Here is a 16657-nt window from a genome sequence, read left to right as displayed (position 1 = left end):
AATTGAGGGCGCACTCTGTCAGTTCTAAATGACAAGTTAATGAAGTATTTAAGACATCATCAAACATTCATACCTGATAATTTAGATGACACATTTTATTCATTAAACAATCATATCCATCCATCATAATGTTATTTAATAGTCAGCTTTATACTTAACCTGAGCTCGGGATAAGCCGAGCCTCTCAATAACGCTTTTTTTTGCGCCTAGCGGCGTTGGATTTTCTAACAATAGCAAGCTATTGCGTACGAAAAACTGCCTTGCTATCCACGAGAAATTTCGTCATCGAGTAAGCGTTAAAGTAAATTAAAATAAACGTTTATTTGTAACAAATTGAATTTTAAGTATAAATTTAACTACTACGACACTTGTTAACCCGAGTTCAGATTACTTAAATTATTCGATCATTCTAGGAATCATATTATGTCACATTCGCCCATTGTTTCTCGTCGTTCGGTGTTAACAGGTTTGGCTGCGGGCATCGCTGTTATCTCTACAAAAGGGTTGGCTCAATCAACAAAAAATATGCCGAGTATTCCTGAAAACACCTCTGCCCACTCTCTAGCAAGTGATGAAAAGTTTTGGCAGGAAATCGCCAATTACTATGATCGCACTCAAGGAATTATTAATTTAGAACATGGTTATTGGGGAAAAATGGCCAAACCAGTACAAGATGCTTATATTAAAGCAACAAAAATGGTCAATCAGCAAAATTCTTTTTATGCCCGTAAAGACTTTTATGGTGATGTAAAACATGCTATTGAGCGGGTGTCGCAGGCATTAGGGACAGAAGATGGAGAGATTATATTAACCCGAAACGCAACTGAAGCCGTGCACAATCTGATAAGACAATATCAAGGCTTAAAACCTAACGATGCGATATTAATCGCTGATGTCGATTACCCGAGTTTCAAAACAGCCATGCAATGGTTAGAGCAAGATCAAGCAGTACAACCTGTCGAAATAGTATTACCTACTTTTGCTAATCAGCAGCAAATTAAACAGCTATATTTCAATGCGTTTGATGCTAACCCTAATTTAAAACTGATGCTTATCACACATGTCAGTAATCAACATGGCTTAATCATACCAGTCAAAGAAGTAGTCAACGAAGCTAAAAAGCGTGGAATTGATGTTATCTGTGACTGTGCTCAATCATGGGGATTAATAGATTATAAAATCAACGATTTAAATGTTGACTGGGCAGGTTTTAACTTACACAAGTGGATAGGTTCACCTGTTGGGGTGGGGGCCTTATACATGCGCCGAGGTTCATTAGGTAAAATAGCGCCGTATCCAGGCGAAAAAGATCCTGATAATAATAAGGCCTATACTCGCATTCACACGGCCACATCTAACTTTGCGGCCATGCTTGCTATACCTGCTGCCCTTGATTTTCATCAAGCAATCGGTGAACAAAATAAACAAGAACGATTAAAATATCTGCGTAACATCTGGTTTTCTGAAGCACAAAACTTGTCACATATAGAAGTTCTTGGCGGAAAAGATAATGCGTCTGCGACTGGCATGAGTTCATTTCGACTCGCGGGTAAAACGTCGATAGCCGAGGTTCAACAACTTCAGCAAAAACTTGAACATGATTTTGGTATTTTTACAGTAATACGCAAAGGCTTATATAGTGGTGCATGCATAAGGATCACCCCTCAAGTATTCAATCGAGCTGATGATTTATTGCAACTTATTCAAGCGCTCAAAAAGATACGATAATTTATAATCACTTAGGGCAAGTCAATCTTTATACAGCAGAAAATTAACAGAAAATTAACAGGACACGCATGTTAATTAATGGCAAAGCCATCCAAAATTCTCTGTCGGCAAAGCCGGTGCTTTTTTCTTAGGTGGCGCCGCCACTGCTGTGGCTCCCGCATTTAAAGTTTCAGCACAAAAAGGCTTATTTTAGGGGCAAATGGCATGCGGACGCCGCGCGGGATGCCATTTGAGCGAAAGTTGGATGGACACATTTGTAGCGACAACGCGGTTGGCGCCCTAAAATAAGTCTTTTTGTGCGGTTAAGAACTTTGGTAGCGAGCGGCATTTTACAAAGAACGTCCTGTACTTAGCCCTTCGGGCCATCTTGCAGATGTTCAAAATGGTTCCAGACCATTTTGTCTGGTTACTCTTTTTTGCTGTTGACCCTATTTACGGGATAAATAGGGAACAGCTTTAGCTGGCCTGAAGGTAAAGTGCAAGGATGCACTTTATAAAAAGAGTAACTGGCTCGAAGGGATTCGAGTCAAAAACTGACAAGGATGTCAGTAAGCGCTAGCGCATGCCTTTGAGAATTAGCAGTGAAAATTAGCAGGACACGCACGTTAATTTTAAATTTTTGGTCAACAGCCAAGAAAGAGGCCTCTCTCCAAGATATGTTGTTCGCTTTTTTAGGGTGAAACTGGACTTTTTAGAAGCACAGCTTCGTCCAGTTGAACAGCTCGACAAGGACGTCGAGCTTGGGTGCCTATCATCAAGGACGTGTGATTGATCAACTTGGAGTATTTACATCAGTCAGTATCAGTGCCCTCATGATGTGTCAAAAGTGAACAGATAATTGGCGAACATACAGTCGAGAGTAGATCAAGAGCACCGGCCGCGCGACATGCGCTTTACCGACTAAGAGTTTTGAATGGCTTCGACAATAATTAACGTGCGTGTCTCTATAGAGTCCCTGACTACGCACCATTCAACTATTTTATACAGACACTAATTGAATATTGATTTTTTTACCAATAGCTCTAGCAGCATTATCTAGAGTATTCAAGGTTATGGATGTGTTGGTAGGATCTAATAAACGATCAAGCGCAGAACGACTAGTTTCTAATTTTTCAGCCATTTTTATTTTAGATATATGCTCTATTCGCATTTTTTCGCTGATTTCCCAAGCAATGACACGCTTTATAGCAATAGCATTAACTTCGACTAATTCACCAGTCTCTTCTAGAAAATCATCGAACGTTGAGCCTACATGATTATTTACTGTCATTTTTCTACTTCCTTCTTACGCGTTTTTGCCAAGTCCAAATCTGCTTTTGAGGTAGCTTCAGTTTTCTTGATAAATCCGTGTAATAAAATTAAATTGTTTCTATAAATAATAAAAAGAACACGAGCAATACGATTGTTCGTTAAACTGGTTCTAACTTCATGAAGTCCATTTCCCATAGGTCTACAAGTAGGCATTCCTATTGGCCAACCATATTCAGTTGTCTGGATATCGGCTCCAATACTCACTCTATCTTTCTTATCTAAACCAAGTAGCCAATCGCGAACAGGCTCATTACCCACCTTATTCTTGTAAAATTTATCTTCAACTCGCTCTAGTGCTTTTTTCTTCATTACAAAAAAAAGTACCATTTTTGGTACAGACATTCAATTGTAATTAATTATGCAAACGCATATTTAGCATTCCATTAATGAGCAAATAATTGGATGAAGGAAACCTTTAATAGGACACACATCTTAATTCTATTTTCATGGCACATTATGCATCATCGATTACAAAGTGTTTAAATCGAAATACCTTGGCTTTTTTGTTTATTAACCCCGTTACGATAGAATGAAAACATAGCCAACAATAACGAACTCCGATGACTTTTAAATTAAGAAGCGCCACCGACGATGACATAGATTTCCTAATGCGTTTACGAAAGCAAACCATGAGCGAACACCTTGATGAGGCAGGCTGGTTTATGGACGACTCTGGGCATTTAGAACGTGTATTGATCCATTTTGAAGATTGTCATCTGATCAAAGTCGGCGAAGAAATAGTTGGGATGGTGAAATACCTCAACCAAGTAGATAAAATTTTTGTGATGCAATTGCAAATTCAAGCTAAATATCAAAGGCAAGGCATTGGTCGAGAAGTAGTTGAATATCTTATTGAGTTAGCCAATACCAATTCAAAACATGTGGAACTTCACGTACTAAAAGCCAATCCCGCAAAACACCTTTATGAACGTTTGGGTTTCACAGTTTATGATGAAGATAAACTAGAATTTCATATGTCAACGCAACAATAACCAGTCAGCTAGATTTTGTTTGCATCGAGATCTTGAAAGGCATAGTGATGATTCGCGACTTAATCAAAAGACCTGATAATCAAGACACCCTTGATCATTCAGAAGTAAATATTGATTGAAACACAGAAAGGTTAAATCGTTGTTATATAGGGAAAACTGGTGCGCCCAGAGAGATTCGAACTCCCGACCAACTGGTTCGAAGCCAGTTACTCTATCCAGCTGAGCTATAGGCGCTATGCAGATGAGCGAAGGATATTAGCATAACTTTAGTCTTGTTCCAGCACTATTCCTAAATCAAAATAAAATTAAATAAATTCCTTAGTTTTCTTGGCAAAGCCAAGGCAAACATTACATTGTTACTTTTGGTTATTTTTTAAACGGCTACTAATCAACGAGTCACGCTGCGAGATTTTCACCCGAAATGACAGCCATAACCATTCTAAAGTTTAAACCAGCCTACTAAGATAGAACCGCTATCGATATTCTTGTAAGCATAACTACATGCTTTATAACAACCGAGCTGCAGCGAGTTGCATTTGTTTACAATAGGTATCAAATCGCAGCAGAAATACTGAGTTAGGGTGATTACTATTTAGGTCGCTACTTTTTACCTAATAGGAATACCAATGACAAAACAATCTGCATTTTCTGCACTATCTGCATTAACAGCCGCGTTCATGTGTGCGAGTTTAACGGGCTGTAACGACGAGATCTTTCTCCTTAACGGCGAACATCACGTACGCGTATTCCAAGACGATCAAGCCATTAGTTGCGAAGATAGCAGCGCAATTTCTGTAAAAACCCACGGAAAATTGTTAATTGATGAAGACATCGAATTGCACTGCGCCCAAAAGGGAAGTGATGGTATGAATTATATTCAGTCGTGCGGGGCGCAAACAGGCTCTATAAATATCTTTACCATTCATTTTAAGGATTTATCTTCGGCAGAATCGCTAGGCTTTTCAAGATTATCTACTCTGCCAGACGCTCAATTTGACGAGCATTGCGAATATGATGTGATTTCGGATTCAAAAAAGAATGGACTACTTAACCAACTGGATGAGCAGTCGACTATTTGGCAAGCCAATAAAACTGCGAGTTATCAATTTCGATTTCACATGAATTTTAGTGATTGCCCGACTTTTGCCCCTACTCCAACGGTCACTATTAAGGTAGTAGATGACGCAATTAATTCTGTTTACGACTTAGACAACGACACTTTTTTAAGTAACATTGCGGATTATCATACCTTAGATGAACTGTTCACTGATTTGCAGCTAAGGTTAAAACTCATGCCAGTGGCAGCGGGCTTAAGTAGCGGTGAGCCTACTAAATTACCAACCTTTAATGATTCCGGGATGTTTGAACAATACTTTATTGATGCGGGTACTGAGGCATGTGATGCAGCAAACTATACATTGAGTGATCTTGAGTTACTCTAAAACAAACTAAAAACATCCCCCAATTATTTTCGGTGAGGCATATTGAAAACCTTAATACGCCTCGCCTTAACTATCTGCCCGACACCTTCTCTTCACTTTCTAACAACCTCCACACCAAACCAACACCCACTGAGTAAGTGTTTTTATCTAAAAATAATGGACTATCTTCATTCGCCGCTCCTGTATGCATTGATGTACTAGTGCCAACAAACATCCTGATGTTTTCTGTGGCGTTGAAAGATACACTAAGCAATAAACGTGTACCTAAGTAGCCACCTTTTGCATCATAGGCAGGGCGTTGCTCAGTCGCAAACTCTTGGTCAACTTGATAGAAATAGTCATGTAATTTTTCGCTGGCCCAAGTAGGTGATAAACCGATGGATAAAGCAGTTTTTTCGCTTAACCAGCCCTTTTGGCGATAAATAAACTCTGGCTGAAATACATACCCTCGCTTGTTAATACTAGAAAAGTCAGTAGAAAACGCTGCACGAGTTTGCAAATTAACAAATAACTCACCTCGGCCGTGATCCGCAAAATCAAACTTGGACAAACGCATTTTAAGCTGCGGCCCAAGTTCAAAAATAAAATCTAAGTCTGGCATGCCGCTGCGCGCTAGGTTTTCATCAGAGTCAGCGCCAAACGACGCAGACAACGACAAATCCAATTCATACCAACTTTTATCAACGGCCACAGCCCTAGCGATAGAACCATCACCAATGCGTAAGGTTTTGCCACGGTATACAAAATATGGAGAAGGGATCACGTTCGTCTGGTTTTTATTTGCCCCTGGATATTCTGGCGCATTAAACGCCGCTGCGAATATACCCGCTTCCCAAACAGGGCGCATATCATCTTCTAGAGAAATTTCTTGTTGTGCTTTGACGTTGCCACTTAAGGTAACGATCGCTATAACAAGCCAATATTTCACTAAACAAAGTCGACTATGTTCTACTGCCAAAATTAATCCTTAAAATAAGCGCTATTAATACTAAACGGATAGGCTTCCTATCCTATGTCAAATTTATGCTAGAAAACATCGCATTTATTTCACTTTTTTATAAAAAAAGCCTTGAGATCACTTCTACCAACCCCATCTCTGGACGCAGAACAAAGTTCTATTACAACAGAATTCTAAGCAGACGATGAGTCTTCTGCTTAATCAGCGCCTTTAAATAGAAGGCATAAAATATCATTAACATTGGAATTTTCAGGAGATTTGAAAATGGCAATTCGTCCTTTAAACGATCGCGTTATCGTTAAGCGTCACGAACAAGAAAGCAAATCTGCAGGTGGCATCGTATTGACAGGCTCTGCAGCAGAAAAATCAACTCGCGGTGAAGTTATCGCTGTGGGTAATGGTCGTGTGCTAGACAACGGCGACGTAAAAGCAGTCGACGTAAAAATTGGCGACATCGTAATCTTTAACGATGGATATGGCGTGAAAACTGAAAAGTTAGACGGCGAAGAAGTGCTTATCCTTAGCGAAAGCGACATTCTAGCAGTAGTTGAATAACTCCATCCATTAACAGAATTTTAGAGGAATAATTATCATGGCAGCTAAAGAAGTACGTTTTTCTGATGACGCTCGCGTAAAAATGTTAGCAGGCGTTAACGTTCTTGCTAACGCAGTAAAAGTTACCCTAGGTCCTAAAGGCCGCAACGTAGTACTAGACAAATCATTTGGTGCCCCAACTATCACTAAAGATGGTGTATCAGTAGCCAAAGAAATCGAATTAGAAGATAAGTTCGAAAACATGGGCGCACAAATGGTGAAAGAAGTGGCGTCTAAAGCAAATGACGAAGCCGGTGACGGAACCACTACTGCAACTGTTCTAGCTCAAGCCATTGTTGCTGAAGGTTTAAAATCAGTTGCTGCGGGCATGAACCCAATGGATCTTAAGCGCGGTATCGATAAAGCGGTTACTGTTGCAGTTGAAGAACTAAAAGCCCTTTCTGTACCTTGTGCCGACAGCAAAGCTATCGCTCAAGTAGGGACTATCTCTGCTAACTCTGATTCAGAAGTAGGCGACCTAATCGCTGAAGCAATGGACAAAGTAGGCAAAGAAGGCGTTATCACTGTTGAAGAAGGTCAATCTTTACAAAACGAATTAGACGTTGTTGAAGGTATGCAATTCGACCGTGGTTACTTATCACCTTATTTCATGAACAACCAAGAAAATGGCACGGTTGAACTAGACAACCCTTTCATGCTTTTAGTAGACAAAAAAGTCTCTAACATTCGTGAATTGTTGCCCACTCTTGAAGCAGTAGCAAAAGCCTCTAAGCCTTTGTTAATTATTGCTGAAGACGTTGAAGGCGAAGCCCTAGCAACACTAGTAGTAAACAACATGCGTGGCATAGTTAAAGTGGCTGCTGTTAAAGCACCTGGTTTTGGTGACCGTCGTAAAGCTATGCTTCAAGACATCGCTACACTAACTGGTGGTACAGTGATTTCTGAAGAAATCGGTCTTGAGCTTGAAAAAGTGACCCTAGAAGACCTAGGTACGGCTAAACGTGTTGTTATCAACAAAGACAACACTACTGTTGTTGACGGTGCTGGCGACGAAGACGCAATCAAAGGTCGCGTTGCGCAAATCCGTGGTCAAATCGAAGAGTCTACTTCTGACTATGACAAAGAAAAACTTCAAGAGCGCCTAGCTAAACTAGCTGGCGGTGTAGCAGTCATCAAAGTAGGTGCTGCCACTGAAGTTGAAATGAAAGAGAAAAAAGACCGTGTTGAAGATGCACTTCACGCAACTCGCGCTGCCGTTGAAGAAGGCGTAGTAGCAGGTGGTGGCGTAGCATTGGTTCGCGCTGCAGCTAAAGTAGGCGATCTAGAAGGCGACAACGAAGACCAAACTCACGGTATCAAATTAGCACTACGTGCGATGGAAGCACCGCTTCGTCAAATCGCTGCTAACGCCGGTGCAGAAGCATCTGTAGTGACTAACGCAGTTAAAAATGGTGAAGGTAACTACGGTTACAATGCCGGCAACGATACCTACGGTGACATGTTAGACATGGGTATTCTTGACCCAACTAAGGTGACTCGTTCAGCTCTTCAGTTTGCTGCATCAATCGCAAGCTTGATGATTACTACAGAAGCGATGATTGCTGACGCACCTAAAGATGAAGCAGCTGCTCCTGCAATGCCTGATATGGGCGGCATGGGCGGAATGGGTGGCATGGGCGGCATGATGTAGTGCGACGAGAGTCGTGTAGGTCACTAACCTAGCAGGCTACACCGTAAGTGAATGCTAACACATTCACTCACCTACCTGCAAATATAGTAATCGACTCCGGCATTCGGGGGTAAGACCAAATGCCGGACACTTCTTTTAGAAGTGGTCGTGCAATTGTGTTTTACAATTGTAAACGAGACATTCAGTCATCGATCAAAAAAGCAAGAGTTTAGTATAAGCCAAACTGATTTTACCGTCAGTAAATCGCGATTTCTATCAGCGAACTATAGAGTAAAATAACTGATCTTCATCAGTTTACTAAGTAGAAAATCGGTTTATATGTAATTTTTCGCGTCAAAATTGAAAGCAATTTGTATCAGTTTCTCCTTAGGAGTATTGATTCGTTATTGTTATTGAAAGAAACGTTTTCAGTTTCGATTAAAGTAGACCTACTGGCGTAAGCCATTAGAGTTATTGTCTCAGCATATTCATTTATATGTTAGTGAGACCAACCTTACGACAGGTTGTAGCCTAGGGATAGTGCATTACTGGTAACGGTTTTGTGCGAAGCTTCCTAACAATGTATCTCTGTGAAAGCAGTATTTAAACTCGTGAGAGTTAATATAGTCTGTTAATAATAAACGGGCTGAGAGCTAGGCTAAACAATAGGGTTAACGTACGTGAACTGCTGATAAACACCGTCAACCGCAATAAGCGAAATGTTATTGATACGCTTAAACCAAAAGGTGCGCGGCTGGTTATTTCTTTTACATCTGGAAATACGTCGTCATACAGTCGTCGGTGGACAGGCAGAGCCTAAGTTGTTTATGTAACTTTGATGGAACTCGGTAAGCCCAATTATTCGCTTAATATGTTTGTAGTTTAAACATTATTGAGCAGGGGATCCGTAAGGTGAACTGTTGAGTAAGTGGGTAAAGGAGGTTGGAAAAAGCGAATGCTAAATTGTAATGATTTAGATAGGTGCGAAATGCACTAGCCAGAAATGGTGCTGACTTTCAACTGGTCTTTAATCGTGAGATAGACGTGTAAAGCCGTCTTTAATTTGATCCTAACGGGATAAGAAATAATTCTTCCCGTTAGGGGATAATTACGTCTTGTTCTTGTTGGATTATAACTAACAGGAGAAAAGCAAGATGAGTACGGCATTTGTTGTACCTGCGTTCTCCCATCAGGCGCAAAGCTGGCATACCATTAATTGGTACTCAGTTGAGCTTCAGGTGAGAGGGCTACAAGTACGGATCGCGAAGGCGACTAAGCAACAACAGTGGCGTAGGGTGAAAGCCTTACAACGCATGTTGGTGCGCTCGTTTGCGGCTAAATGTTTAGCTGTTAAACGGGTAACTGAGAATCGAGGCAAAAGGACTGCTGGTGTTGATAGGGAGTTATGGGGTACGCCAAATTGTAAATGGCAGGCTATTTTTCGGTTAAAACGGCATGGGTATAAACCTAAGCCGCTGCGAAGGATTTACATTCCAAAGAGTAACGGTAAACGTCGCCCTTTAGGAATACCGACAATGTTAGATAGGGCTATGCAGGCGTTATTTCTGTTAGCTTTGGAACCAGTGTCGGAAACCACCGCAGATCGAAATAGCTATGGCTTTCGACCAATGCGCTCTACGGCTGATGCGATAGAACAATGTTTTGTCAATTTAAGTCGTAAAAGCTCGGCAGAGTGGGTGTTAGAGGGAGATATCAAGGGCTGCTTTGATAACATCAGTCACGACTGGTTACTTGCCAACGTAATGTTGGATAAACAAGTACTTAGTAAATGGCTGAAATCGGGATTTATTGAATTCGGTAAGTTAAACCCAACGAATGCAGGTACGCCACAAGGGGGAATTATTTCTCCTGTATTGGCTAATTTGGCGCTTGATGGTTTGGAAGAGGTGTTGTATTCCCACTTTGGGAGGAAGAATACTAAAGCCGCCTACAAGACCAAGGTCAATTATGTGAGGTACGCGGATGACTTTATTATTACAGGTATCTCGAAAGAGATATTAGAAAATGAAGTTAAGCCCATTGTTGAAGCCTTTATGGCGGAACGTGGGCTTACGTTGTCACCAGAGAAAACGGTGATAACGCATATCAATGATGGGTTTGATTTTCTTGGGCAGAATTTACGAAAATACAGCAATGGCAAGATGTTAATCAAGCCTAGCCGTAAAAGCGTAAAAAGTGTGCTTGGGAAGGTTCGCGATATAGTTAAAAGGCAAAAGACTATTACAGCAGGGTTGCTTATTAGTCAGTTAAATCCAATTCTTCGGGGTTGGGCTAACTACCATCGTCATATTGTGGCGAAGGAAACTTTTAATTATGTGGATTATCGGGTGTGGAAACTTCTGTGGCAATGGTGCCGACGACGACATAATAATCGTCAGAAACGCTGGATTAAAGCTAAGTACTTTAAATCAGTGGGACCAAGAAACTGGACGTTTTCGGGTATTGTTCCTGACGATAGAGTTGTTAGGTTAACGTACACCAATGATATACCGATAAAGCGACACATTAAGATGAAAGCAGAAGCAAATCCGTATGATTTAGCATTTGAGGAATACTTTGAAAAGCGCCAAGAGCGAATTTGGAGAGATTCAATGCAAGGTAAACGAATTTTGTTAATGCTTTGGCTCAGACAGCAGCAATGTTGTGCCATGTGCCGCCACCCAATTACGAAGACAACAGAATGGAATATTCACCATATTGTTGAAAAGGTAAAGGGTGGTAGTGATGAAATGAGTAACTTAGTGTTGTTGCACCCTAACTGCCACAGGCAATTGCATGTAATACAAACAAAGGATTGATTTTCAGTACAAAAGGGCATATATAAAGAGGTGAGCATATCAAGCTCAATTGTCACTAATGATACGGTGGCTTAAGGATAAATTGAAATAACGTAATTAACTGGGTGTTTACGGAAATCACCTTAAAAAAACTGCAAGTTTGGTAGAACTTTAAACTATTAATCGAAATGGTGGCGGTGTCACGTTTCGTCGTGTACGTCCACGTTAAAAGCGGCATCTGCGTGCTATTAGCAGTTGAATAACAATAGTATCAGTTAATGAAATTATAGATCTTATCCGTTGCTTTAAACTAATCACGTGACTAGTTCATTGCGACCGCCTTGGCTAAGGCGGTATATAAATGCCAAATTTTATTATTTGGGCGCCCAAATCTTACTAGAGGCTTTTGCCATGAAGTTCGATTTGAAAACAGTAGTAACTATTGATTTAGCTAAAGTTATTTATGCACTTAGTGCCTTGATGATAGCAGCTAATGAATGTGGCTTACTTTAAAAAGTCCGGGCAGGTAACTGCTCGGACACCCTCTTTATTATAAAGTCGCTGGTCTGTATTCAGGTATAGACTTATAAAGGCTTGAGCCGTATGCGGGGAAACTCGCACGTACGGTTCTTAGGGGAGGGGCGATCAGTAATGATTGCTCCTTACCCGACATTTTTTACTGGTCTAAAACGTTGATTACGTCGTTGTTATTTTGCTCACGTACAAACTAACGTACGCTACGCTCATAACGCCTTGTACTAAACGTTTTATCCTGTGTAAAAAACTCGTGTTCAAAAGAAAGCCCGAATAGCATTATTCGGGCTTTCTTATTATTTATATATGTGTACAACATTTTTATTGTCTTAATTTAACTATATTGCTGACGTTTGATAAGCGCCAGCTATTAAAGCTCGTTAGTCAGTACTTTTTCAATCAAATTATCCATAGTGCTCTCACAAACAGGCGCTGTACTGCAAGTAATCCTATCATTGGCTTACCTGCACTGGCTGTTGGCATGGTGTAATATACCTGCATCGGATTTTGGTTTTCGCTGTTTGCAAGCCCAGCACTACCTAAGAACCTCTTTTCAGGGGACTCGATTAATAATACGACACCAGGAATGATACCGGAAACCATTTCATCAATGACTGTTTGATAGTCGAAAGCAACGGGTGTAGTTGTCGAAGCTGTAGAAACTGGTACATGAACACTAGGTGTTACTTCAGGTGCTGAACCGCCGCCACAAGCAGATAGTGCGAGCGTTATAGAAGTGATCATAATGGCTGATTTTAGTTTGTTCATTTTTCCATTGAATGTGTTGATGTAGTTTGTCATTTTTTATTTCCTTTATTTTTGAAGTGAGATCACTATATAAAAATAAAAAAACGAGACGTAACAAGTTCCATCATCTGTAACAAAGTGTATAAATAAAAAACATAAACGAAGGTGAAGACAACTGATCATTAATATAGGTGGTTTTTAGGAAGGTTTATTAGGTATCCCCTATACGTTTACAAGTGTACGGGAATATTGTAAATATTAGGTTTTATTACTTGAGGGATTCGTTGAAAGTCACACGAAATTCAGCACCCCCCAACGCTTCTGAATCACTAATATCAAATGTTGCACCATGTAATTGGGCTATTTTTGCGACTATGGCTAGACCCATGCCATAGCCAGACTTTTCATGAGCCTGATCTCCACGCATAAAGGGTTTCAACAATTCACTGCGTTTTTCCTTTGGAATGCCAGGGCCATCATCACTCACAAGAAGTTGTAAAGTTGAGTCACTTTTTTCAACAGTCATCGTAATTTCATTCTGAGCATATTGCAGAGCATTACCAAGCAAATTATTGATCAGCATACTTAAGTAATTCGCATCGCCGTTAATCATTGCATCAGATTGAGCATGCCAATTAATGATTTTGTTGCTATCCGTTATCGCGCCCACGCATTGACTGATCAGTTCGTTTAAGTTGATTTTTTGTAGCTTAGCCGCCAGCATTGATTGTTCAATCCGTGCGTAATTTAACAATACGTTGACTAACCGCTCCATTTCATCAATATCTCGAGATAGGCGATGTTGGTACTTTTCTCTCGTTTCTGGTTCTTCTGTTTCTTGTAAAATTTCTATCCCAAAACGTAACCTTGCTAAAGGAGTTCGTAAATCGTGGGCTACGGCATCACTAAGTAGTTTGTTATCGCTGATCAGCGATTCAATCCGCTCAGCCATGTGATTAAATTCATTTTCAATGCTGGCGATATAAGAGGCTGACTTAACATTAATTCGCTGTTGTAACTGTCCCTCGCCAAACGCTTTGGTGGTTTGTCTTAATTGCCTAAGTTGTCTAATTAACGGCGAGAGCCAAATAAGCACGACCATTAAAATACCTAAATAGAAAACGATGGTTAACAGTAGCTGTAACGTACTTGGGTTACTTGCTTTAACAACAGGAGGAATACTAAAGATCAAAACTTGTTTCTGGGAAGGAACAATAAAGTGGATTGAAATATTATTATCCGATTCAAACTCAAGTGGTTCTCCCGCATAAAAGGCACTTCTTAATGAGTCAGGTAAAAAGAAATCATCAAGGTGCACGAGTGTCACTGAAAGATCACTTTTCTGCTGCCAGCTATTGATTAATTGTTGAGGGTCTTGTTGCTTATCTATGGTGGCAGCCAAAGATGTCCCTAATTGATGATAGGCCGATAATTCATCAGATATTTTGTTTGGCTGTGTTTGATATTGGTTAAACAAATTGTCCAGTGCGCCACCTATACCTATAACTGCCAGTAATATTACCAATAGCAGAGATAAGGTTAATTTGGGCACTGTATACTCTTAGACATGGTTTACTCCCAAGCGTCTTTAACAAATAGATAGCCTTTACCCCACACGGTTTTTATTCTGTAGGGATTGCTAGCGTCATCGCCAAGTTTTTTTCGAATTCTTGACACCAGAATATCGATCGAACGATCAAAACCATCATAATCAATACCTCTGCGTTGGATTACTAGCTCTTTTCTACTAACCAGGTTGTCTGCTGACTGGGCAAGTTGCCATAACACATCAAACTCGTTCGACGAAATAGCCACTTTAGCGCCTGCCAACATAGTAGTACGAGAATTTGCATCAATGCAGAGCTGACCTAAGGTAAGTTTATTTGGATCTATTTCTGCTGCTACTTTTGAAGAAGTAGAACGCCGGAAAAGCGCCTTGATCCGTGACAGTAATACCCTTGGTTTGACTGGTTTAACCACATAATCATCAGCGCCTAGCTCTAGCCCTAGCACTTCGTCAGTTTCATGATCACGAGCCGTCATCATTAAAATGGGACCGTGATAAAATGGGTGGATAGCCTGACAAACTTCAAAACCATCTTTGACTGGTAACATGATGTCCAATATCACTAGGTCAGGTTGATCGGATTCAATCAACTCAATGGCAACATCTCCTCTGGTTGCCAGCGTTACCAAGTAACCCTGCTCACCCAGATAGTCGCCAAACCATTCGGCTAGCGACATATCGTCTTCTACCAACATAATATGCTTGCCAGAAATGCTTTCGGTCAAAATAGTCTCCAAGTTGATTTTGCGCGTTTTGATGATTTATATACCCAAGCCACGGGAATTGTGGCTCGGGCGATATCTATTGATGATTCTTGTTTACGTAAAACAAAGTTATTACTCAGCTTTGATTGAAAATCAAAGCTGAACTCCCCTTTAGCTTGTTGTTGCCAACACTTCATTGTTTTGCTCGTCGTTGAATTAACAAGACAATAATTGCTAACTTTAGGATGTCGCCAGTTAAAAGTCACTTCGAGATAACATTTTTGACCTTTACGTAATGCGACACAAGGCTTTGGCGTTACTTCCAATTGTACGGTATTGATACTATCAGTTGATGAAGCATAAACACTGCTATGCATCACTATCGACAAAGGCAAGACCAAAGACCTTGCAAGCCAGGTTGGTTTTATTTTTTTTATGAGGAATAAAGTATGCATAATTAATCTCTTACTCTTTTAAAAGACATAGCTTACGCTGGTGCTTAATGACATTTTTGTTGAACGGGTAGTTTCAAATAAGGGACTATTCATGTCCTCATCTGATACGGAGCTAAACCGTACTGTGCTGCGAAAAACCCATTCTTCTGAGATTGGATAAGTTACCCCAGCTTCAGCGCTAAAGTTAACATTAGAACCCGGTTGGTACTCAGTAAATTGTGTACGTGACGCTTCTGCCTCAGAAACCCCATAGTAATAGTCATTGATCTTGCTATCAAAAAAATGCACTCCAACTAAACCATGAAAATTCCAATTCCTCACTTGCCAATTGCGACCCACTAAAGCCGATGCCAGCGTACCTTCACTACTACCACTGATATCGTGTTTTAGCGTAAATTGTAATACGTTGTCTCCTAGATAACCGGTTAAACGGCCGCCCAACATGGCACTTGTATTTCTTTCATCAAGATCATTAAACTTATCATCGAAATTTAGACCACGAAATTTGGGGCCGACAACAAGATCCAATGACCAATTTTCACTTTCGTAAGCATTGTATCCAAGTATAAGCCCTTCACCGCTTTCACCATACTTCTCAATAAATAAGTTATTCCACGTATAGTTACCGTTGACAACAGCATAGCCTCCGGCCCATTTATCATCGTCATCAGTTAAGCTTGGTGCTATACCTGTAGCCAATTCCAGTCCCAATTCAAAGTAGTTTTCGGTAGTCGTTTGTTCTCCTCTAGCATCTCGTAATTTATGGGAAATATCATTTGCATAGCTGGCACTAGATAAACTAGCGCCGGCAAACATTATTGCGGCCAAAGAAAATTGCGGAAAAAGAGATTTGTTTATTTTGTTATTATTCATGAGTTTTATCTGCGTTGTTGAAATTGATTACATTATGTCGATGTAAAAAGAATATTGACGTAACAAGATCCATCATCTGTAACAAAATGTAGCAATTGAAGTAGGTTGTAATTACAGCAGATAACTTCCTTATTGTGATGCACTAGATTAATGCAGTAAATAGATATTCACTCGCATGCTAAGCCTTTAAAAGCTATACAGCTGTATGATTCTATAGAGGTTTAGGATGAAATTCAGTTTTTATTAAATCTTATTTTTATCTATTTTAAAGAGGTTATTTGCATTGTGACAAAAGGATATACTTGTTACGGAATAAAGGTTAAA

At 40.2% G+C, this 16657-nt stretch carries 14 protein-coding genes and 1 tRNA gene; 6 read left to right on the top strand and 9 right to left on the bottom strand.

Annotated features, from left to right (window positions below):
- The first annotated feature begins 423 nt into the window (after window positions 1-423).
- The gene (locus tag ABJK37_RS19315) at window positions 424-1728 is read left to right on the top strand and encodes an aminotransferase class V-fold PLP-dependent enzyme (protein WP_348357293.1); all 1305 of its coding nucleotides are present in this window, start codon (window positions 424-426) and stop codon (window positions 1726-1728) included.
- A gap of 979 nt (window positions 1729-2707) precedes the next feature.
- Here the strand turns inward: ABJK37_RS19315 and ABJK37_RS19310 are convergent.
- Together ABJK37_RS19310 and ABJK37_RS19305 are read right to left on the bottom strand one after the other, a co-directional pair.
- Complete coding sequence (locus ABJK37_RS19310) at window positions 2708-2998, bottom strand: Fis family transcriptional regulator (RefSeq protein WP_348357291.1); 291 nt, start codon at window positions 2996-2998, stop codon at window positions 2708-2710.
- The gene (locus ABJK37_RS19305; RefSeq protein ID WP_348357289.1) at window positions 2995-3348 is read right to left on the bottom strand and encodes a type II toxin-antitoxin system RelE/ParE family toxin; all 354 of its coding nucleotides are present in this window, start codon (window positions 3346-3348) and stop codon (window positions 2995-2997) included. Before ABJK37_RS19305 ends, ABJK37_RS19310 begins: the two co-directional genes overlap by 4 nt.
- Before the next feature lie 251 nt (window positions 3349-3599).
- Between ABJK37_RS19305 and ABJK37_RS19300 the strand changes: the two genes are divergently transcribed.
- Window positions 3600-4031, top strand: coding sequence for a GNAT family N-acetyltransferase (locus ABJK37_RS19300; protein WP_348357287.1), 432 nt, complete (start codon window positions 3600-3602; stop codon window positions 4029-4031).
- 157 nt (window positions 4032-4188) lie between these two features.
- Here the strand turns inward: ABJK37_RS19300 and ABJK37_RS19295 are convergent.
- Window positions 4189-4265 (bottom strand) — tRNA-Arg (locus ABJK37_RS19295).
- A 392-nt stretch (window positions 4266-4657) separates the two neighbouring features.
- Between ABJK37_RS19295 and ABJK37_RS19290 the strand changes: the two genes are divergently transcribed.
- On the top strand, window positions 4658-5473 hold the full coding sequence (locus tag ABJK37_RS19290; RefSeq protein ID WP_348357285.1) for a hypothetical protein: 816 nt from the start codon (window positions 4658-4660) through the stop codon (window positions 5471-5473).
- 70 nt (window positions 5474-5543) lie between these two features.
- On the opposite strand, the gene ABJK37_RS19285 is transcribed toward ABJK37_RS19290, so the two are convergent.
- The gene (locus tag ABJK37_RS19285; RefSeq protein ID WP_348357283.1) at window positions 5544-6431 is read right to left on the bottom strand and encodes a MipA/OmpV family protein; all 888 of its coding nucleotides are present in this window, start codon (window positions 6429-6431) and stop codon (window positions 5544-5546) included.
- A 264-nt stretch (window positions 6432-6695) separates the two neighbouring features.
- Between ABJK37_RS19285 and ABJK37_RS19280 the strand changes: the two genes are divergently transcribed.
- From ABJK37_RS19280 to ltrA, 3 genes are all read left to right on the top strand, one after another.
- Window positions 6696-6986, top strand: a complete 291-nt coding sequence (locus tag ABJK37_RS19280) for a co-chaperone GroES (RefSeq protein WP_007622844.1) — start codon at window positions 6696-6698, stop codon at window positions 6984-6986.
- Between the two features lie 37 nt (window positions 6987-7023).
- Window positions 7024-8676, top strand: coding sequence for a chaperonin GroEL (groL, locus tag ABJK37_RS19275; protein ID WP_348357280.1), 1653 nt, complete (start codon window positions 7024-7026; stop codon window positions 8674-8676).
- A 1133-nt stretch (window positions 8677-9809) separates the two neighbouring features.
- Complete coding sequence (gene ltrA / locus ABJK37_RS19270) at window positions 9810-11474, top strand: group II intron reverse transcriptase/maturase (protein WP_348357278.1); 1665 nt, start codon at window positions 9810-9812, stop codon at window positions 11472-11474.
- 912 nt (window positions 11475-12386) lie between these two features.
- On the opposite strand, the gene ABJK37_RS19265 is transcribed toward ltrA, so the two are convergent.
- The 5 genes from ABJK37_RS19265 to ABJK37_RS19245 form a co-directional block, all read right to left on the bottom strand.
- Entirely contained in the window at window positions 12387-12788 is a 402-nt protein-coding gene (locus ABJK37_RS19265) for a hypothetical protein (RefSeq protein WP_348357276.1), read from the bottom strand.
- A 214-nt stretch (window positions 12789-13002) separates the two neighbouring features.
- Window positions 13003-14286 (bottom strand): ATP-binding protein, encoded by a 1284-nt coding sequence (locus tag ABJK37_RS19260; RefSeq protein WP_348357274.1) that lies wholly within the window; start codon window positions 14284-14286, stop codon window positions 13003-13005.
- A 20-nt stretch (window positions 14287-14306) separates the two neighbouring features.
- Window positions 14307-14996, bottom strand: coding sequence for a response regulator (locus ABJK37_RS19255; protein WP_348357427.1), 690 nt, complete (start codon window positions 14994-14996; stop codon window positions 14307-14309).
- 26 nt (window positions 14997-15022) lie between these two features.
- Window positions 15023-15460 carry a DUF3019 domain-containing protein gene (locus ABJK37_RS19250; RefSeq protein WP_348357272.1) on the bottom strand — a complete coding sequence of 146 codons (438 nt, stop codon included), beginning with the start codon at window positions 15458-15460 and terminating at the stop codon, window positions 15023-15025.
- Window positions 15461-15478: 18 nt separating this feature from the next.
- Window positions 15479-16333 carry a MipA/OmpV family protein gene (locus tag ABJK37_RS19245; protein ID WP_348357270.1) on the bottom strand — a complete coding sequence of 285 codons (855 nt, stop codon included), beginning with the start codon at window positions 16331-16333 and terminating at the stop codon, window positions 15479-15481.
- Window positions 16334-16657: the final 324 nt, after the last annotated feature.

Source organism: Paraglaciecola sp. (genome assembly GCF_039964565.1).
Classification (GTDB): Bacteria; Pseudomonadota; Gammaproteobacteria; order Enterobacterales; family Alteromonadaceae; genus Paraglaciecola.
The sequence above is the reverse complement of the archived record's forward strand: the minus strand, read 5'-3'. Positions and strand labels throughout refer to the sequence as shown.